Genomic DNA, 17,699 nt, shown 5'->3' on the forward strand with positions numbered 1-17,699 from the left:
TAAATGTGTCAAAAAAATGAATATTCGCTGCAATATTCGCCTTCCTGGGACAGGGGATTGGTGATATTGTGTGTAAGAAATTTCCCACAAAGCAGTCGTGATTTTATCGGTTATTAGACGATTAATTATTGAAATGCAGGTAATGAGTATTTTTGAGGCTTCTATGGATAAAAGTTCTTTATTATCAATCGCAAATTTAGCAATAAATCAAATGATTGTGATTGACAAAAATGGCGATTTAAAAATAGCAACTATTGGCGAAAAATTGCCTGAAGGAACGGTAATCATCCAAAGAGGCGATGAGATGATTTCTAATGACGAATTTGTCACTAAAATCATCGGTCCAAATAATGAGCCTCAAAATGTGAGTGACGATGTTGCACAGTTACTTTCTGCTTTAGAAGAAGGACAGGATCCGACACAGCTTGGTGATGAACTAGCTCCTGCAGCTGGAGGCAGTCAAGGCTCCTCACTTACAGATTCTGCAAGTGTTGAACGGTCAGCTTCAGAAACTATTGCTACAACAAGTTTTAGCACTACAGGATTTGAATCTTTGGGCTTTTCTCAAACCCAAAGTCTAGCGTTGATTAGTCTTACCAGTACCAGCTCAAACTCTGCAGAAATCGTCACTCAAAATAGTGCACCAAATGCTGAAAATGACACCATAACTGTAAATGAAGATACATCAATAACAATTGACGTATTGAATAACGATATTGACGAGGATGGTGATGCATTAACTATTGTGTCTGCAACCGTTTCTGAAGACGAAGGTACCATCGAAATTGTCGATGGCAAGTTAGTCTTTACTCCAGCTGAAAATTTCAATGGTGAAGTTAGTATTGAATACACAATTACTGACAATCAAGGTGGTACTGATACAGCGCAAGTAACTGTCACGGTTAATGCGGTCAATGACGCGCCGACCACCACCTCTGTCGACTTGGGCAGTGTGGAAGAAGACGGCTCGGTGCTCATCACCACCGCGCAGCTGCTGGCTAACGCGTCCGATATTGAAAGCGATACTCTCTTTATCAGCGGGTTGACCGCGAGCCGCGGCAGTCTGGTGGACAACGGCGACGGCACCTGGACCTATACGCCAGAGGCTGACGACGACAGCGCGGTGAGCTTTAGCTACACCATCACGGACAATGGCACCACCGACGGCGAGAGCGATCCGCAATCGGTGAGTGGCAGCGCCACGTTAGACATTACGCCGGTCAATGACGCGCCGACCACCTCGGCCGTGAACTTGGGCAGCGTGGAAGAAGACGGCTCGGTGCTCATCACTACCGCGCAGCTGCTGGCTAACGCGTCCGATATTGAAAGCGATACTCTCTTTATCAGCGGGTTGACCGCGAGCCGCGGCAGTCTGGTGGACAACGGCGACGGCACCTGGACCTATACGCCGGTGGCTGACGACGACAGCGCGGTGAGCTTTAGCTACACCATCACGGATAATGGCACCACCGACGGCGAGAGCGATCCGCAATCGGTGAGTGGCAGCGCCACGTTAGACATTACGCCGGTCAATGACGCGCCGACCACCACCTCTGTCGACTTAGGCAGTGTGGAAGAAGACGGCTCGGTGCTCATCACCACCGCGCAGCTGCTGGCTAACGCGTCCGATATTGAAAGCGATACTCTCTCCATCAGCGGGTTGACCGCGAGCAGCGGCAGTCTGGTGGACAACGGCGACGGCACCTGGACTTATACGCCGGTGGCTGACGACGACAGCGCGGTGAGCTTTAGCTACACCATCACGGATAATGGCACCACCGACGGCGAGAGCGATCCGCAATCGGTGAGTGGCAGCGCCACGTTAGACATTACGCCGGTCAATGACGCGCCGACCACCACCTCTGTCGACTTAGGCAGTGTGGAAGAAGACGGCTCGGTGCTCATCACCACCGCGCAGCTGCTGGCTAACGCGTCCGATATTGAAAGCGATACTCTCTCCATCAGCGGGTTGACCGCGAGCAGCGGCAGTCTGGTGGACAACGGCGACGGCACCTGGACTTATACGCCGGCAGCTAACGATGACAACGTGAGCTTTAGTTACACCATTACTGATAATGGTGAGACTAACGGTGTTGCTGATCCAAAATCTGTACAAGGAAGTGCAGTTTTAGAGGTAAACAATATTCCAACAATTGATTTGAACTTTGATACATCTGAAGATGCGACTCACTCAGTTTCCGTAAGTGCCGAAACGAGTGGTACAGATGTTATTGGTTATTATATTGTTAATGATGACGGCACAATAAGCCAAAAAGGAGCTATTGTGTCTACTAATAACTGGAATTCTGCTTCTTATGAAGATGGGATTGCAGCATTACTGGCATCTGGCGGAACTGTATATCTCTTTGCTGTTACCTTAACATCGAGCTCTGTCATTGCTGCCGTAAGCAATGGTGATTTTGACGTAAATAGTGATGGTACTGTTACTGTATCAAGCTCTAGCTCATCATCATCTACAGTAACCTCTACAGCTCTAGATGACCTGTTGGATGTTGCTAACCTCGGTCTTGTAGTGAGTAATAATACTCTGACTTCAACTAATGATGATGTTGAAGTTACTTATGATAGCCGTACCAATACTTATACAGTTAGCATCGATGGGGTGTCTTACGAGGGTGTGACTGTTAGTTCTGGCGGAAGCATTGTGTTGGATGATTTCAGAGTAGTGATCAATGATGATGGTGATATCAATATTGGTATTGAAGATTGGACGGACAATGATTACAACGATTTAGCTATTACTTTCTCAGGCTATGATGTTGGTGTTGATGCAGATGTTAGCGGTACGGTAGGTGTCCCTGTATCGATTGTGAGTGAAAACATAGCCATTGGTGATGATGAAAACGCGATTAGCTCGGTGACATTAACGGTTTCAACCGTGGATGGCGAACTGTTTATAGGTGGCAGTGCTATTGATAGCGAAACATCAACAGTTATTGTGAGTGGTCAAGAATATGTTGTTAGTATTTCTAACGGTACTTACACATTTACCTCTATTGACGATAGCGGTAATGAAGTATCCGCAACTACCGAACAGTATGAAGAACTGTTGCAATCTATTACTTATAGCAGCGAGATCGAAGGCTACGGCACTATTACTATCACAGTAACTGATGATGCAGGGCAGACTGCTACTGCGACATCCACAATTTATGTCGAATCTGACGGTTCTAGCGATTCTATTCATATTCAGGATGACACGTTGAGCTACTCTCAGAGTTACGGTGGTAATGGTGAAACCGTTCAATACAACAATGGTGGCAATCATACCGTGGAGATTGAGCTTGATTCTTCTGTATCGACTATTACAGTCTCTTTAGCTGATAAAGATAGTGGGAAAAATGGTAACGAGTACGGTCAATGGACGGTTTACGGTGAAAACGAAGACGGTACAATCAACTACGATTCGGTTATCGCATACGGTACATTTAGCGTTGACGATGATGGTGGTATTTCCGACGCAGTCGTGACGTACCCACAAGATGGGTCGTTTACAGTAGAGGTGGATGGTAGTTCAATTACTATTAGTAGTGGTTCGACGGTAATTGAAAATGTGGTTTTTTCAGCGGTGAGTCCAGGTAGCCATTACTATGTAACAGGCTATAGTACGAGTTACGCTATTACTAATAATACGATTACTATCGCTGCTGCTACGTTGCTGGCCAATGACACCACTACTAGTGGTGCTACATTGTCCCTACTAGCAAGTTCGTTAACCAGCGATGATTCAAATGTGAGTGATATCGCTTATGATGAAACCACAGGCAGCATTATCATTACGTTAGTTGATGGTGTGAGTTCTTCTGATGATTCTGTTGATATTTCCTTCAGTTACAAAGCTACTGATGGCACCTTGATATCAGATGCCGCCACTGTAACTCTATCAGCAACATCCAACGGCTCTGATACCTCTCATAGTTTTGAAGGTTTTACGGGGGACATTGATAGTGCTATCAATGAGTATGCATCTGCCAATTATGACTATGCATATTATTCGCACAATACATACGGTACATCAGGAAATGACCATATCGTAGGTTACAACTATTATAGTGACACTTTAGCTAGTGGTGATGGTGACGATTGGATACAAGGGCAAAGTGGCAGTGATATTATCGATGCCGGTGATGGTGATGACTTGCTACAAGGTGGTAGTGGCAATGACACCCTGTACGGCGGTGACGGTAACGATATTCTTGTTGGTGGCAACGATGAGGGATATTACTGTGTATCCGACAACGATAAACTTTATGGTGGTGACGGGAATGACGTCCTGATAGGTGGAAGTGGTCATGACATCTTAACAGGTGGTGATGGAAGCGACTTGTTCGTGCTTGGCTCAGGTTCTGAAAATTCAGACACAATAGTGGATTTTGATTCAGAAGAAGATGCAATTGATATTTCAGATTTACTTGATGTCGGAAGCAGTGATGATATTCAGAGTTATATAGAAGCACATATAACTATTTCTACTGATAGTGAAGGGGCTTATACGTTGGAGGTAACCGATTCATCTGGATGCAGTTCAACCTCGTATGATGCAGCGACGTTTGGTCAAGATTCGAATATAGGGTCTGGAGACATTATCTCGGTCATATTTAACAACCAAGAGTATAAAGTGACTGTTGATTAGAGTTGTCATATCAGCATGAATAAAAAGACTGGAATTCTCTCCGGTCTTTTTATTCCATCCTAGATAAAAATATGATCAGACTGAGCATCGGTAGAACAGCGAATAGGCGTTAAACGCAAACGCGCATTCATTCGTCCCTAAAGCTCCGCCGAGCCATCCATGGCTCGGAGGGTTTGCTTATCGACGCCAATTAACTGATCAGGAAATAATCCAGAATGGCATCAGAACAAATAAGGAAACAGCTTCTTCCTTTCTTCGGTGCTAAGGCTACTTACTCGTTCGATATTGATATCCGGGATATCTTCAGGATTTGGATAGTGCTTGAGAACCTTTTCCATGCTCTCTTCACGAATAAGGTGGAAGATTGGGTATGGAGAACGGTTGGTTAAGTTTTCTGCGTCTTCGGGATCAGTTCCAGCAAAGTAATAGTCTGGGTGGAACGTCGCCACCTGAAAAACACCTTCCCAATCTTGCTGCTTTATTAATGCTTCGACCCAATCGATGAAAAAATTGTACTCAATAAAGTCAGTTAGCATATTAGGAACCACAACGAGTGTGGTTTCTAACTCGCTAGGTTCTTTTGTATCTAACTCCAATAACTGGTCTAGGATGTCTTGCAGTAGGTTTTCTTCGCTAGCCGCTTCACTGACGTAAATTTTTATCTGTTTATTACGTTGTGGCTTTGCGGCAAAAGGGCAAAGATTTAAACCAATCACTACGTCATTGAGCCATTGGTTAACTTGTTGAGTAATGTTTTGAATATCAGTTGTTGAGCTCATAATTGCGGATATATGTCATAGCTATTATTTGCCGCAAGCATACCACACTTAGTCCGTTGAATTGATTAGTGCGTTGAATTGAGCATTGCGGTTTGATTCGCTACAGGTAAGCGTGAAGTCCGGCTTAGCTTCCAACACAAACCAAACATTAAGGCATATATAGCCAAACCTGCCGCCGCAACCATTGTCCAACCGCCATGCTGCCAAAAATAGAGTAAGTAGAAGCCACCTAAACTACCGCCAATATAGTAATGAGAAAGATACAAAGCTGTTGCTGTTGCCTTGGCTTCTGTAGCTTTCTGGCTTACCCAAGCATAGGCTAGAGTATGAGTAAAAAAAGCGCCGAAGCTAATCAGCATTAAACCAATAAGCATAAAGGGTATGGAGTCGACAATGGCAACCAACATACCACTAAGGCTGCTCACACCACCCAACACCATTCCCGAAATTGGAGCAAAGCGTTTACTCCAATTGGAAGTCAACTTTGAACTTAGCGTTCCTGCAAGGTAACAAACGAAGATCAGAGAAGCTAAACCGATGGGTAAGTTGTATGGTTGGCTGACGAGTCTGAATCCCATAACCGAATACAGGTTTACAAAAAGTGCAAAGTTAGCACCACCTATGAGCATGGCAAACCAGAGTGTTTTGTTTGATAGGTGTTTAATCAGGGCGCGATTGTGATGGAAGAAAAGACCTTTTTGAGGTTTGAAATTCTTCTGAACGGGCAGCAAGACAAGAACTAAGATGGCTCCAAATAGAGTAAAGATAGCCGCAATGATGAGTGCCTCTTTCCAACCTAACGCGTCAGTAAGTAAACCACCGAAAATACGTCCGCTGATCCCACCTAAAGAGTTTGCTGCAATATAGCCACCAATCGCTTTACTAAATGCTTGTGGTGATAGTTCTTCAACCATGTAGGCAACTGCGACCGAAGCGAATGCTGCTAATGCAATGCCAAGTAGCGCTCTTGCCGCGACCATAACCCAAAATTCGCCACTGATTAGCATCACTAGGCTTATGAAAGGCATGGCGAATAAGCCAAGCAACATAACCTTTCTGCGACCAATCGCTTCTGAAGTAATCGCCCAAGGCACCAAGCATACAGACAGTGCAAAAGTAGATGCGGCAAATAACCAGTTAATTTGTGTTTCAGAAACAGCAAAGTGCTTCGCCATGTAGGGCAACATTGGTTGGAAAAGATAGAGGTTGCAGAATACGAGGAATGAACCAAATGCGAGAGCAAAAGTGACTTTCTTGTATTGCGGACTTTGTAATTCGATCATAACGCTCTCAACACACCAACGGGTGAATAAAACTGGAAGACGCTCACAAATTATCAGTGAAATATAAATTAATAAAATATATTAAAACTATAATCGTAATATAAATAATTAATAGCTAGTCGTTGGTCTGCACATGGAAACTCGCCACCTCAAATATTTTGTCGCTGTTGCTGAGCAGCAAAGCTTTACTCATGCAGCGAATGCTTTGCATATTGCTCAGCCTGCATTGAGTATTGCCATCAAAAAATTTGAGCAACAGCTAGGGGTAACCCTGTTTAAACGTGATGAAAGGAAAGTTAGCCTGACCCATGAAGGCGAAGTATTGCTTGAACACGCTTTGCGGATATTACGACAGCTCGAAGACGCGCAATTGGCTGTGGATGAGTTGAAAGGTCTGGTGAAGGGGGAAGTTCGGCTTGGCACGCCCAGCATGATGGGGTCGTATTTCTTTCCAGAGATCATCATGGCATTCAAAAGCTATTTTCCTAACCTCAAGATGACCATGGTGGAGGCGGGTACGCAATCAATACGTAAAATGCTGCTTTCAGGCGAACTTGATATAGGCGTTATTCTCAATCATGACTTACCGCCGGACTTGGAAGTAGACCCGCTATTATCGTCGCAAATGGTTGCCGTAGTGGGTAAGGATCATGAGTTTGCTGATAAGAAAAAAATCGAGTTTGAAGAGTTTTTTGAACATGAGTTGGTGATGTTCAAACCGGGGTATTTTCACCGCGACTTCATCGACAACACATGTAAAGAACACAAATTAACAGCCAATATTTCGTTTGAAACCAACCTGCTGCCAATGATTCTGAGTATTGTGAAGCACGAGTACGCCATTACTGCGTTGCTTGAGCTGGTTACTGACCACGAACCAGAAGTTCGGGCAATACCCTTTAATCCACCGGTTTATCTTGATTTGGCACTAGCTTGGCGAAAAGAAGGTTACTTGTCTAATGCGGACAGAACCTTTATTGAGTTCGTGAAAAAGTACGTCTAGTCTAACCGAGCAGACTTAGCCATTTCCGTAAATGCGGTCGAAGTTATTTGGATTCCAGCCAATCATTACGCGATCACCAATTTTCAATACAGGAACGCTGCGAGCGCCCATTGCGTCGAGTTCTTTACGACCACGTTCCATTTTCGCATTACACAAGCGGTACTTTATGCCTTTAGAATCAAGGTATCGCTGTGCGTCTTTGCAATGTGGACATTTGTCTTTGACGTATAAAACAACTCGTTTCATTGTATTAACTCTGTTCGTAAAAGTGGCTGAGGTAACATGAAATAGAAAGCGGCAAAGTGTACCTATACTCATCTAGCGATGCAAACCCATAAACATATACTGTAGCTCTTGCCTAATACGTGAATCATGCATGAGTTTCAGCTAAACTGTGCGGCTTCGTTTTAAGGCTTTCAAAAAATACGTATGAATTCAGTACTCAGATACATTCAAGGTTATCCTGCTCATATTGTCGAGTCGGTGCAGAAACTGGTTGATTCCGATAAGCTCATTGCTTGGTTCGAGCAGCGTTACCCTGACCGTCATTCTATTCAAAGTGAAAAGGCACTGTTTGAATATACGATGGCGATTAAGAATCAGTATATGAAGAAGACCGCACCTCTAAGCAAAGTGGTTTATGACAGTAAAATACACCTAATAAACAACGCGCTTGGACTTCATACCTACGTATCGAAAGTACATGGCAATAAAATCAAGTCAAAGAACGAGATTCGCATAGCTAGTATGTTTAAGAATGCGCCAGAGCCACTTTTACGTATGCTGGTGATTCACGAACTGGCGCATCTGCGTGAAAAAGATCACAACAAGTCTTTTTACCAGCTTTGCTGTCATATGGAACCCAATTATCACCAATATGAGTTGGATGCACGTATTTACATGATGGTTTTAGAATTAAGCCGAGGTAACAACGGATGAACAATAAACCAAGCACGGGTAAAGCTCGCAGCAGTGTGCCAAACAACAAACCGTCAACTGCAAAACTCGGTCGTAAGAAAGGGGGCTCTTCAAATCAGCCGTCTAAGCCCAAAGCAAAGGTTCAATCACAATTGAGTGTGCAGAAAACATCATCGACTAAGCCAAAGCCTGCGGTAAATTCAGCTCAGGCAACAAAAGGCAAAGAGGGATTGCACAATAGGAATCGCCATAAAGGTAACTACGATTTTATGGCGCTGTGTAAAGTGCTACCTGAGTTAAAACCGCATCTGATTAAGAATCCTAAAGGTGATTGGAGTATTGCTTTCTCTGATCCAATCGCAGTGAAACTATTGAATAAGGCTCTGTTAGCTCTTCATTACGGTGTCACGTTCTGGGATGTTCCAAAAGGTTACTTGTGTCCACCCATCCCGGGGCGAGCAGACTACATTCACCGTGTTGCGGATCTTCTGCAATCAGAGAACAAATTACTCAAACAAAGCCGAGTTCGCGCTTTAGATATTGGTGTAGGCGCTAACTGTATTTATCCAATTATTGGCGTGACTGAGTATGGATGGAACTATGTCGGCAGTGATGTTGATCCTGTATCGGTAAAACAAGCGAACAACATTGCCCAATACAACGACAATTTGCGCGGGCGTATCGAGTGTCGTTTTCAGGGAGATAGCAAATCGATATTTGCAGGCATTATCCAGCCTAATGAAAAATACGATGTGACTACGTGTAATCCACCTTTTCACTCTTCATTAGCAGAAGCGGAGCAGGGAACGCTGCGCAAGTTAAAAAATCTTCAAGCCAATAAGAAGAAAAAGGGTTTAGGTAGCCAGCCGATGAACTCAAAGCAAGGTGAAAATGCGACGCTTAATTTCGGTGGGCAAAAGGCGGAACTCTGGTGTCCAGGTGGTGAAGCTGAATTTATTAAAAACATGGCGTTTGAAAGTCAACAATTTGCGGAGCAGGTTCTTTGGTTCACTACTTTGATATCGAAAAGTGAAAACGTACGCTGGATGAAAAAACAACTTCAGAAAGTGGGTGTGGAGTCGATAAAAGTAGTAGAGATGCAGCAAGGACAGAAGATAAGTCGTTTTATTGCATGGACTTTTCAAAATGTTGATCAGCGCAAGCTGTGGTTACAAAGTAAGTGCTAATCTGACAGTAGTGGGACTAACTTGCTGAATGAGAAACTGAGGAGGTAAGCATGGACATTGTGTTCTTTCAACCTTGCCAACCCGATTGGATATGCAAACCATTTCTAAGCGTGTTCTCATTGTTACTGATTGTTGGATTGGTTCTCTTTATTCGCATTGTTTATCGCGAATATCTAAAGATAAAGCGAGTTAAGAAGGTGCGACGTTTGCGCCGAGTTCATTATCGCGATAGAAAAGGCGGCAATAGTAGCCGCCCTAACAACGCAAAGTAATAACAACTTTATTGCTGTTTCAACAGTAATAAATATTTCTGCTCTAACTCAGAATTGCCTGTTCGTCTCTCCAAACTGGCTAGCAACAGCAAAGAGGCTTTCTTATACCCATAGCTCAGATGGAACTGCATTAGTCTCTCTCTAGCTTTAGATAATTCTCCTGAATCTATCTCAAGTTTCGATAGTTGTAAGATTGAGTGAAAACGCTGTGGATCATGGCCCACTGCTCGGCTGAAATACTGCCTAGCTCTATGTAAATCACCATACTTGATGGCGCATAGTCCCGCATTTTCATAGCTTTCTGCAATCAAATAATAATTGGGTTGTGCTATGGCCTGATTAAAGTATTGATCCGCTTGGCGGAATTCCCCTTTTTTACAAAGAAACGCACCATAGTTATTAAGCACTTGACCGTTATCACTATGCTTATTTAGCGCGTTGTCATAAGAAACTTGAGCTTTCTCTGTTTCTCCAACCATATCGTAATAATGAGCGATAGCTAGCATGGCTCTATAGTGTTCAGGCGTGTACTGTAAAGCTTTTTCAAGATTTTCCTTTGCTTTAACCATATTACCAATTTTTAAATAGCCTAAGCCTAAAGTGATCCTAGATTCGGCTTTCTCGATAGGGTCACTATTAAGCTTAGGGCTATTTTCTTGTTCATATGTTATGCAGCCTAACAAATAAAACGATAACAATATGATGAGTACAGATTTCATTTTCTTACTCTCTATGTTTTTGAAAGTATGATAATAAAATCAAATGATTATCGAAGTTGAACAGAAAGCTTCTGCGACAGGTTTTGCATATTCACCGCTATTTTTATTATTCAAATAGGTGAATAAAAAGCCCGCTTGTTATTTGCGGGCTTATCGTCTTAGCTTAGATTCACTTCTTACTAATCATCTTTAGTGAATTTGTCTTCACTGAAGTGTTCTAAATCAAACGGAGTTTGTTGGTAAACGCAGTAGTTGAGCCAGTTGGAAAACAAAAGATGTCCGTGACTACGCCAGCTAGCTCTTGGCAGATTATCCGGATTATCATTTGGGTAGTAATTGACAGGAATCATAGGTTCCATTCCTTCCCCTAAATCGCGTACGTACTCATTGTGTAGAGTATTAGCGTCGTATTCAGGATGACCAGTGACAAACACATTACGTTTGTCTTTGGTTGATGCTAAATACACACCAGCTACGTCAGAGGTCGCAAGGATATCTAGGTCGGTATGCTCACCCAAATAATCGGCATCAAAATCTGCATAACGAGAGTGAGGAGCCAAAAACGTATCATCGAACCCACGTAGAATAGGGTGGAATGGTTGATGGATATCGTGGTGGTATACGCCCGATAGCTTTTCTTTGCGTGTTCTTTTCGGCAGGTTATACAACAACTTCAAACCCGCTTGTGCAGCCCAACAGACATAAAGTGTTGATGTAACATGATGTTTTGCCCAAGTCATGATGGTTTGTAGATGATCCCAATAGGCTACATCTTCAAATTGAACTAACCCTAAAGGCGCACCCGTGATAATAAGACCATCGAAGTTACGATCTTTAATTTTATCGAATTGGCGGTAGAAGGCATTAAGGTGTTCTTCAGGTGTATTTTTACTTGGACGATCATCGATGCGTAACAGCTCAATATCCAATTGAAGGGGCGAATTGGAGAGCAGACGTAAAAATTGAGTTTCAGTCTCAATTTTTTTCGGCATCAGATTCAAGATCAATATTTTTAATGGGCGGATTTCCTGCGTTGAGGCTCGGGACTCGGGCATCACGAAGATGTTCTCTTTGCGCAATACATCACTTGCAGGTAGTTGATCGGGGATCCTAATTGGCACAGCTTTCTCCCTTAGCTAACATTTTGGACGTCTATACATCTAGACTTATAGCTTAACTATGCACAGATGTCGATAGCAAAATGCAGACAAACCAAAATTAAGTTAATATTCGCGTCCTACATGGTCATTTCATCATTTTATATCTTACAACTGGGTTCCTAATGCTGACTCTCACTCTTATCCGTGGTTTGCCAGGCTCTGGTAAATCAACTTTAGCAAAAACACTCAACGGCGTGCATTTGGAGGCGGATATGTATTTTGTGAATGAGCAGGGGGAATATCTGTATCGTCCTGAAGCGATTGGAGAGGCTCACCAATGGTGTCAGAGCCAGGCAGATTATTGGCTGCATCAGAGGGAAAATGTTGTTGTTTCAAACACTTTTGTAAAACTCTGGGAAATGAGTGCGTACAAGAAGTTAGCTAAAAAATACAAAGCCAAGCTTAAGATTATTGTTTGTCGCGAATCCTATGGAAATATCCACGGAGTAGGGGAAGATGTCATTGAGAGAATGAGAAAAGACTGGCAAGAATAAAACAACCTGCCATCTCTTTCTTATTTCGCCTTAATAACGTCAGGGCGCAGTGTTTTTCTATGTTGCCACCAAGCCAAAAACAGCCAGACCAAAACCTGTCCCCACAATAAAGTCCACTGTGGTGCGATCTGCCGCCACTCAGCACTCATTTGATTCAGTGCTAAGAAACCTTGTATCGCTGGAGTACTTGGAAAAAGTTTTGAAGCCCACACGATTGGTTGAGGTAAGGCTTCTATCGGCCATATAAAACCGGCAGAAAAAATTAAAGGCATTGAACTTAGCAATACTACTAACGTTACCAGTTCCCTCCTTGGTGTGATTGAACCAAGCCAAATCCCGATAAAGCAAGAAGAAAGCAAAAACGGTAGTAGGAGCATCAGCAGTTCTGTTGCATGAGCAAGTGTGTTTACGCCATGCAAGCTAAAGCTAGCGCCGAAGTAATACATACTTAGCAGATAGTAAATTGGGACGATTACAACGCTTCTTAACGCAATGAGCTTCAGACTCGAAAGTTGGCTCCAGTATCCATGACCATGCTTTTGTGTTCCTACCATCATGCCTGAAGCAATCAGCATTGTTTGTTGCAGTATGAGTACGAACACAGCAGGGACAACGTAATCAACATAACCCATTCGAGCATTGAATGTAGGCTTGAGGTTTTGCCCTGTTGGGGAGTAATGTTTTGACGCAAGAGAAAGTGGTTCTCCATCAACCAACAGGCGAGCAACCTTGGTTTTTGCTGCTATTGTGCCTCCCGCCTGAGCCAATCCCTCAACTAACGTTCCGTAAACTAAGAAGTAAGATGCATCGCCAGCATAGGCGAGTGAAGTACTTTTCTCTAGCATTAAGTCTTTATAGAAATGTTCAGGAATGACCAGAATGCCACTGACGTCTTTGTTTAAAAAGGCTTTCTTCGCTTCTTCAATCGTGGAATTTCGCTGTACCACTTGAACTTGAGGAGTGGCATCAACCATACGTTCTAATTGAAAACTAGCTTGGCTCTTATCCAAGTTCACGATGGTGAGAGTTTGTTCTCTAGGTGTTTGCTGACTGTAAGGAAGTGGGTACAGAAATGAATAGAATACAACACCGCCAAACACAGTGAGAACGACTACGGGGTTAGTGAACAGTGCTTTTACTTCAGCTTTAATTAATTTAAACCAGCTCATGAGCACACCTCTTTTTTAAGTCAGCTTGCAGGTGTTTTTTAAGTAGCAGTAAAGTTAACCCAAATGGCACTAGATAGCCCAACATTGGCCATAAAGACGCAAGTGAATGATATGCGTCAAACCCGTAACTGGCTTGGCTTACCTGAACATCAATATAGTGACTCACCGGAAGTAAACTGCGCCAAATTTGAGCCAATAGACCCATGTCGCTAGTTGGAAACGTAATACCCATAAACGCAAAACTGGGCGCAGTGTAAGCCGCGGCAAAGCTCATTGCTCTCGCTGGATCGAGTGAAATAAAGAAAAACAGTGAGCCCATAATCATACAGGCGATGACGGTAAACCATTGAGCAATGAGTATCGTTGATATTTGACCGTGGAGCGGCCAGTCTAACCCATGATAAAACCAAGTGAGAAACACTGCTCCCTGAAGCACAAACACTAAAGAATAAGGGGCTAGTGTTGCTACTAATCGAGAGAGAGGATTAGTTTTTGCCCAAATCGCTAATCCATAAGTTCTGTGATTAGCCGTTAATATCATAATGGTGGTGACCACCATAGCGATTTGCCATATGGCAGGCACAACGGCAGAAACTAGAAATTGAGCGTAGTTTGTATTCTTATTAAATAATGGTGTTATTTGCGTTCGTATCGGCAACACATGGCTCATTGCACCAAGTGTGGTTTGCTGGCCTTTGGCGAGCGTCTTCACTACTTCGATTTGCGCATTAAAAGTGGATTGAGCTTGCACAACTGCTGAGTTGATTAACCTTCCCACCAATATCATTTGGCTGTTAAAGAAGGTTGTTATCTGCGGTTGATCTCCTCGATAAATCGATTTGTCGAACTGACGTGGAATAACCACGTAAGCATATATCTCAGTAGCTTTTAAATCCTCGCTAGCTTGTGCAACGTTTGTATAACTGCGAATGACGGAGAGGGTAGATGTCGCATCAAGCTCTCTGGTCAGTTGACGAGAAAGACGGCTATTCGATAAGTCCACCACGCCCACGGGTAGATCGCGAACAATAGCTTGCGAAAATATCCACCAGATTGTTACGGCTAGTGCAATAGGAATCCAAGTTAGGCATGAGAGCAGCCATCGATCTCTCCGGAGTAATTGCCATTGGGATTCGATAGCTGGTGAAGCGGTAGACGTTGAAACCACGGGGTGTTCCATCATTAAAGTTCTACCACCACGCTCATACCCATACGTAAACCTTCGATAGGTCCTACAGGGCGAGCCTCCACTTCAAAAGTGCGTAGGTCGAAACCTTGTGTTGCATCAGTAGAACGCCAAGTCGCAAAATCGCCCATTACCGCAATATGGGTAACTTTAAATGGCAATGTTTTGTTTAGAGCCGGTACATAAGCATTAAACTGTGTATCTTTCGGAAAATGACTGAGCAAGTCTTCACGAACGTTAAGAACGGCCCATGAATCCTGTGTATCAACAACAGTGACCACAGGAAATCCCTGCGGCGCGAGTTCACCGCTTTGCATTAGTACTTGCGCGACTTCGCCGTTAAACCAGCTAGAAATCTGGGTATCCGCAGCATAAGCTTCAACTTCGGCAACCGCACCTTCTGCCATGCGAACTTTCTCTGCCGCCGCTTGTTTGGTTTCTTCGCGAGCGCCTTCTTGTGCCATGTTATACATCTGCAACGCTGAACTTTCAGTGTATTTTGCGGCTTGCCATTGCGTTAACGCTTCATCTTTTTTCTGCTCAGCAAGCACACCGTCTTTATATAAGTTATTGACACGTAGATACGTTTTCTCAGCTAATTGAGACGCTGCACGAGCTTTCAACCATTGATCTTTCGCTGCTTGAATTTGTTGCTCTCGAGCTCCATTTTCTGCCTCTTTCGCGAGTGCGCCAGCGGCTTTTTTGCCAGCAATAGCTTGGTCAAGTTTGGCTTCAATTTCTGGACTGTGAATGGTGAAAATAAGTTGTCCTTTTTCGACCATATCTCCCTTGCGTACATACACTTGATCAATGCGTCCCGGCACTTTTGAAGAAATACTGTATTGTTGCGACTCAATTTGACCCTGCAAATGAATAGGCTTAGGTTGATACGCTTTATAAAAGCCATAACCGATCCATGACACTACCGCTAGGGCAGAAATAGCAACCAAAGTCGTTTTTACAGCTTTCATGATGGATCCTTTTCATTCGAAATGGGCTGATTGTTTGAGGTAGTCAGAGGAATTGACGACTTTTTATAAGTGTCAAAAGTATCCATCTCACTGGTAAGCGCAAGCAATTTATTTAGTGAGATTAAGTAGTTGAAGCTAGCGACATATTGCTGTGTTTTAATACTTGCCAAGTAAAGTTCAGCATCGACGACCTCAACAGAGGTGGCTAGGCCTTGAGCGAATGCTTTCTGACGTAGTCTAAGATTCTCTTGAGCAAGATTAAGACTAGAATTGAGTCCAGTCACTTCTTCAAGCGCTTGCTCAGCTTCGAGGTAGGTTTTCTTTACTAGCACTTGTAAGTCTTGCCTTGCTTGCGCCTTTAAGAATTTTACCTGAGAAACCGCACTTTGTGCCGCTTTCATCTGATCACTACGTCCGGTGTTTTCCAGCAAAGGAACACTAACCCCAATACCAACCAACCAATCTGGTGTCATTTGGCTAGCCAATGAGTCATCTTCATAAATATTGTAATCGCCATAAAGATAGACTTCGGGGTAGTACTTGCCTTTCTCTGCACTAATTAAACTACTGGCTTGTTTTTCCTTGGCGTCAAGCAAATCCAGCCCTGGATAGGTGTTTAGAGTTTGCTCAATAAAGGCATTCATAGGAGGAAGGTTTTGGTTGATAAATAGCACACCGTCTGGTTCAACGAGTGTTGTTTGTCCTAGAATTTCGGTTAGTGCACTCTGAGCAATATCAAGATCTTTCTGAGCTTTTTTGCGTTCAACGGTCGCTTTATCTAGTGACGCATCAGCTTGCAGCCTTTCAACATGCGCAATTTGCCCTTGTTGTTCCAACTTGAGTGCGTTATCTCTATGTTTGGTTAATCCTGTTTCAACAGAAGAGCGAGTCTCCAAGACTTGCTGAGCTAATATGACACTGAAATAGTATTTGGCTAAGTCTTCGTAGCGTGCTTGAGTTTCCATCGCAAGTTGACTTTGTGCTTCTTCTTTTTGTCCATCGGCTGCATTTTGAGCTGCGGAAATTCGTCCACCGGTAAATATTGGCCAAACAGCTCGGATTGATGAGCTGAATATGTCTCTTTCAGTAATCGTTGAAGTTAATGAGCTTAGAGAGCTGAGTGCAGCGGGTAAAGCGACTGATTGCCCCGTACTTTCCATTATTTGCTGACCAGAAAGGGTGACGTCTTTGTCTAAGTGCGTGTAGTTCGCAGAAATACTGATAGATGGTAAGTTGAGGCTACCTTTAGAATTAGTTAGATGTTCATAACGCTCTACATTGGCACGTTCTGCGGCTAGGGAATTATTGTTCTGTTGGAGTATTTCCCAAGCTTGTTGAAACGAAATTGGCGCAGAATAAGCAGTTTGAATACCAAGCAAAGAGCATATAAAAAGAACGACTTTTTTTGTCTTCATTTTTAGCTCAGTTATAAATAATAATTAGAGCATATGCTCTAATTATTTGTGTGTTAAGTCAATGAGTTTTAGAAAGCTCTGTATTCTAGTAAGAATAGCTGTTTCTTAGAAAACCAAACAGCGATTGTCAGAAATGATAGTCAGAAGGACAAAAATAATCGGCACGCCAAACCAATTTTTTGGTGCTTTGCATGGTACTAAGTAATTCTCTACCAGACATTTGTGGGAAGGATAGAAGAACTAACATCTCTTCCACGCATTCATCATCTGGGTCATACGCTCTTACATGTGTAAATGTTGAACACAGCTGTTCAGATAACATATCTTTAGAAAGACAAATCCCTAAGTCGTCCCGTTCCATAAATTACCCCGTAAAATTTTAGTCGTACTTCCGAAAACGCATTCGTCAAAAATAATCCACATACAACTTTGCTAGCTAATAATTACGCATATTTGTCTATTAATTATACAGCCCGTTTTTTGACTCTG

The 17,699-nt window shown here is 43.2% G+C and carries 16 protein-coding genes; 6 read left to right on the forward strand and 10 right to left on the reverse strand.

The genetic code is table 11. The annotated features are described in order from the left end of the window. Positions 1-163: 163 nt before the first annotated feature. The gene (locus G5S32_RS06085; protein WP_165311173.1) at positions 164-4,654 is read left to right on the forward strand and encodes a beta strand repeat-containing protein; all 4,491 of its coding nucleotides are present in this window, start codon (positions 164-166) and stop codon (positions 4,652-4,654) included. A gap of 221 nt (positions 4,655-4,875) precedes the next feature. Here G5S32_RS06085 and G5S32_RS06090 read toward each other — a convergent pair whose 3' ends face one another. Next, on the reverse strand, positions 4,876-5,433 hold the full coding sequence (locus G5S32_RS06090; protein ID WP_165311174.1) for a DUF1415 domain-containing protein: 558 nt from the start codon (positions 5,431-5,433) through the stop codon (positions 4,876-4,878). Between the two features lie 65 nt (positions 5,434-5,498). Further along, complete coding sequence (locus G5S32_RS06095) at positions 5,499-6,716, reverse strand: MFS transporter (RefSeq protein WP_165311175.1); 1,218 nt, start codon at positions 6,714-6,716, stop codon at positions 5,499-5,501. A 133-nt stretch (positions 6,717-6,849) separates the two neighbouring features. Between G5S32_RS06095 and G5S32_RS06100 the strand changes: the two genes are divergently transcribed. After that, positions 6,850-7,719, forward strand: a complete 870-nt coding sequence (locus tag G5S32_RS06100; protein WP_165311176.1) for a LysR family transcriptional regulator — start codon at positions 6,850-6,852, stop codon at positions 7,717-7,719. Positions 7,720-7,734: 15 nt separating this feature from the next. On the opposite strand, the gene G5S32_RS06105 is transcribed toward G5S32_RS06100, so the two are convergent. Continuing rightward, positions 7,735-7,965, reverse strand: a complete 231-nt coding sequence (locus G5S32_RS06105) for a glutaredoxin family protein (protein ID WP_165311177.1) — start codon at positions 7,963-7,965, stop codon at positions 7,735-7,737. Positions 7,966-8,148: 183 nt separating this feature from the next. On the opposite strand from G5S32_RS06105, the gene G5S32_RS06110 reads away from it, so the two are divergent. The 3 genes from G5S32_RS06110 to G5S32_RS06120 are packed head-to-tail and all read left to right on the forward strand — an operon-like array spanning position 8,149 to position 10,096. Continuing rightward, the gene (locus G5S32_RS06110; RefSeq protein ID WP_165311178.1) at positions 8,149-8,658 is read left to right on the forward strand and encodes a M48 metallopeptidase family protein; all 510 of its coding nucleotides are present in this window, start codon (positions 8,149-8,151) and stop codon (positions 8,656-8,658) included. After that, the gene (gene rlmF / locus G5S32_RS06115; RefSeq protein ID WP_165311179.1) at positions 8,655-9,824 is read left to right on the forward strand and encodes a 23S rRNA (adenine(1618)-N(6))-methyltransferase RlmF; all 1,170 of its coding nucleotides are present in this window, start codon (positions 8,655-8,657) and stop codon (positions 9,822-9,824) included. The genes G5S32_RS06110 and rlmF overlap by 4 nt, the downstream gene beginning before the upstream one ends. Positions 9,825-9,874: 50 nt before the next feature. Continuing rightward, positions 9,875-10,096: a hypothetical protein gene (locus G5S32_RS06120; RefSeq protein ID WP_165311180.1), complete on the forward strand. Its 222-nt coding sequence runs from the start codon at positions 9,875-9,877 to the stop codon at positions 10,094-10,096. An 8-nt stretch (positions 10,097-10,104) separates the two neighbouring features. Here G5S32_RS06120 and pilW read toward each other — a convergent pair whose 3' ends face one another. After that, entirely contained in the window at positions 10,105-10,815 is a 711-nt protein-coding gene (gene pilW / locus G5S32_RS06125) for a type IV pilus biogenesis/stability protein PilW (protein ID WP_165311181.1), read from the reverse strand. A 179-nt stretch (positions 10,816-10,994) separates the two neighbouring features. Continuing rightward, positions 10,995-11,936 (reverse strand): homoserine O-acetyltransferase MetA, encoded by a 942-nt coding sequence (gene metA, locus G5S32_RS06130; protein ID WP_165311182.1) that lies wholly within the window; start codon positions 11,934-11,936, stop codon positions 10,995-10,997. A 161-nt stretch (positions 11,937-12,097) separates the two neighbouring features. On the opposite strand from metA, the gene G5S32_RS06135 reads away from it, so the two are divergent. Further along, positions 12,098-12,469 (forward strand): AAA family ATPase, encoded by a 372-nt coding sequence (locus G5S32_RS06135; RefSeq protein WP_165311183.1) that lies wholly within the window; start codon positions 12,098-12,100, stop codon positions 12,467-12,469. 20 nt (positions 12,470-12,489) lie between these two features. Here the strand turns inward: G5S32_RS06135 and G5S32_RS06140 are convergent, their stop codons facing one another. The 5 genes from G5S32_RS06140 to G5S32_RS06160 form a co-directional block, all read right to left on the reverse strand. Further along, a complete protein-coding gene (locus tag G5S32_RS06140) occupies positions 12,490-13,638 on the reverse strand; it encodes an ABC transporter permease (RefSeq protein WP_165311184.1) in 1,149 nt (382 codons plus the stop codon). Next, positions 13,625-14,818 (reverse strand): ABC transporter permease, encoded by a 1,194-nt coding sequence (locus tag G5S32_RS06145; protein ID WP_165312728.1) that lies wholly within the window; start codon positions 14,816-14,818, stop codon positions 13,625-13,627. The genes G5S32_RS06140 and G5S32_RS06145 overlap by 14 nt, the downstream gene beginning before the upstream one ends. Positions 14,819-14,820: 2 nt before the next feature. After that, positions 14,821-15,795, reverse strand: coding sequence for an HlyD family secretion protein (locus G5S32_RS06150; RefSeq protein ID WP_165311185.1), 975 nt, complete (start codon positions 15,793-15,795; stop codon positions 14,821-14,823). Beyond that, the gene (locus G5S32_RS06155; RefSeq protein WP_165311186.1) at positions 15,792-17,210 is read right to left on the reverse strand and encodes a TolC family protein; all 1,419 of its coding nucleotides are present in this window, start codon (positions 17,208-17,210) and stop codon (positions 15,792-15,794) included. The genes G5S32_RS06150 and G5S32_RS06155 overlap by 4 nt, the downstream gene beginning before the upstream one ends. 127 nt (positions 17,211-17,337) lie before the next feature. Then, positions 17,338-17,571, reverse strand: a complete 234-nt coding sequence (locus G5S32_RS06160) for a hypothetical protein (protein WP_165311187.1) — start codon at positions 17,569-17,571, stop codon at positions 17,338-17,340. Positions 17,572-17,699 lie beyond the last annotated feature (128 nt).

The organism is Vibrio ziniensis (genome assembly GCF_011064285.1).
In the GTDB taxonomy this organism is placed as follows: Bacteria; Pseudomonadota; Gammaproteobacteria; order Enterobacterales; family Vibrionaceae; genus Vibrio; species Vibrio ziniensis.

Excerpts from the sequence above, each read along its gene's own strand:
- G5S32_RS06095 (WP_165311175.1), bottom strand. The coding sequence starts at position 6,716 with ATGATCGAATTACAAAGTCCGCAATACAAGAAAGTCACTTTTGCTCTC.
- G5S32_RS06145 (WP_165312728.1), bottom strand. The coding sequence starts at position 14,818 with ATGGAACACCCCGTGGTTTCAACGTCTACCGCTTCACCAGCTATCGAA.
- G5S32_RS06150 (WP_165311185.1), bottom strand. The coding sequence starts at position 15,795 with ATGAAAGCTGTAAAAACGACTTTGGTTGCTATTTCTGCCCTAGCGGTA.
- G5S32_RS06135 (WP_165311183.1), top strand. The coding sequence starts at position 12,098 with ATGCTGACTCTCACTCTTATCCGTGGTTTGCCAGGCTCTGGTAAATCA.
- G5S32_RS06140 (WP_165311184.1), bottom strand. The coding sequence starts at position 13,638 with ATGAGCTGGTTTAAATTAATTAAAGCTGAAGTAAAAGCACTGTTCACT.
- rlmF (WP_165311179.1), top strand. The coding sequence starts at position 8,655 with ATGAACAATAAACCAAGCACGGGTAAAGCTCGCAGCAGTGTGCCAAAC.
- G5S32_RS06155 (WP_165311186.1), bottom strand. The coding sequence starts at position 17,210 with ATGAAGACAAAAAAAGTCGTTCTTTTTATATGCTCTTTGCTTGGTATT.
- G5S32_RS06120 (WP_165311180.1), top strand. The coding sequence starts at position 9,875 with ATGGACATTGTGTTCTTTCAACCTTGCCAACCCGATTGGATATGCAAA.
- G5S32_RS06090 (WP_165311174.1), bottom strand. The coding sequence starts at position 5,433 with ATGAGCTCAACAACTGATATTCAAAACATTACTCAACAAGTTAACCAA.
- G5S32_RS06085 (WP_165311173.1), top strand. The coding sequence starts at position 164 with ATGGATAAAAGTTCTTTATTATCAATCGCAAATTTAGCAATAAATCAA.
- pilW (WP_165311181.1), bottom strand. The coding sequence starts at position 10,815 with ATGAAATCTGTACTCATCATATTGTTATCGTTTTATTTGTTAGGCTGC.
- G5S32_RS06105 (WP_165311177.1), bottom strand. The coding sequence starts at position 7,965 with ATGAAACGAGTTGTTTTATACGTCAAAGACAAATGTCCACATTGCAAA.
- G5S32_RS06100 (WP_165311176.1), top strand. The coding sequence starts at position 6,850 with ATGGAAACTCGCCACCTCAAATATTTTGTCGCTGTTGCTGAGCAGCAA.
- G5S32_RS06110 (WP_165311178.1), top strand. The coding sequence starts at position 8,149 with ATGAATTCAGTACTCAGATACATTCAAGGTTATCCTGCTCATATTGTC.
- G5S32_RS06160 (WP_165311187.1), bottom strand. The coding sequence starts at position 17,571 with ATGGAACGGGACGACTTAGGGATTTGTCTTTCTAAAGATATGTTATCT.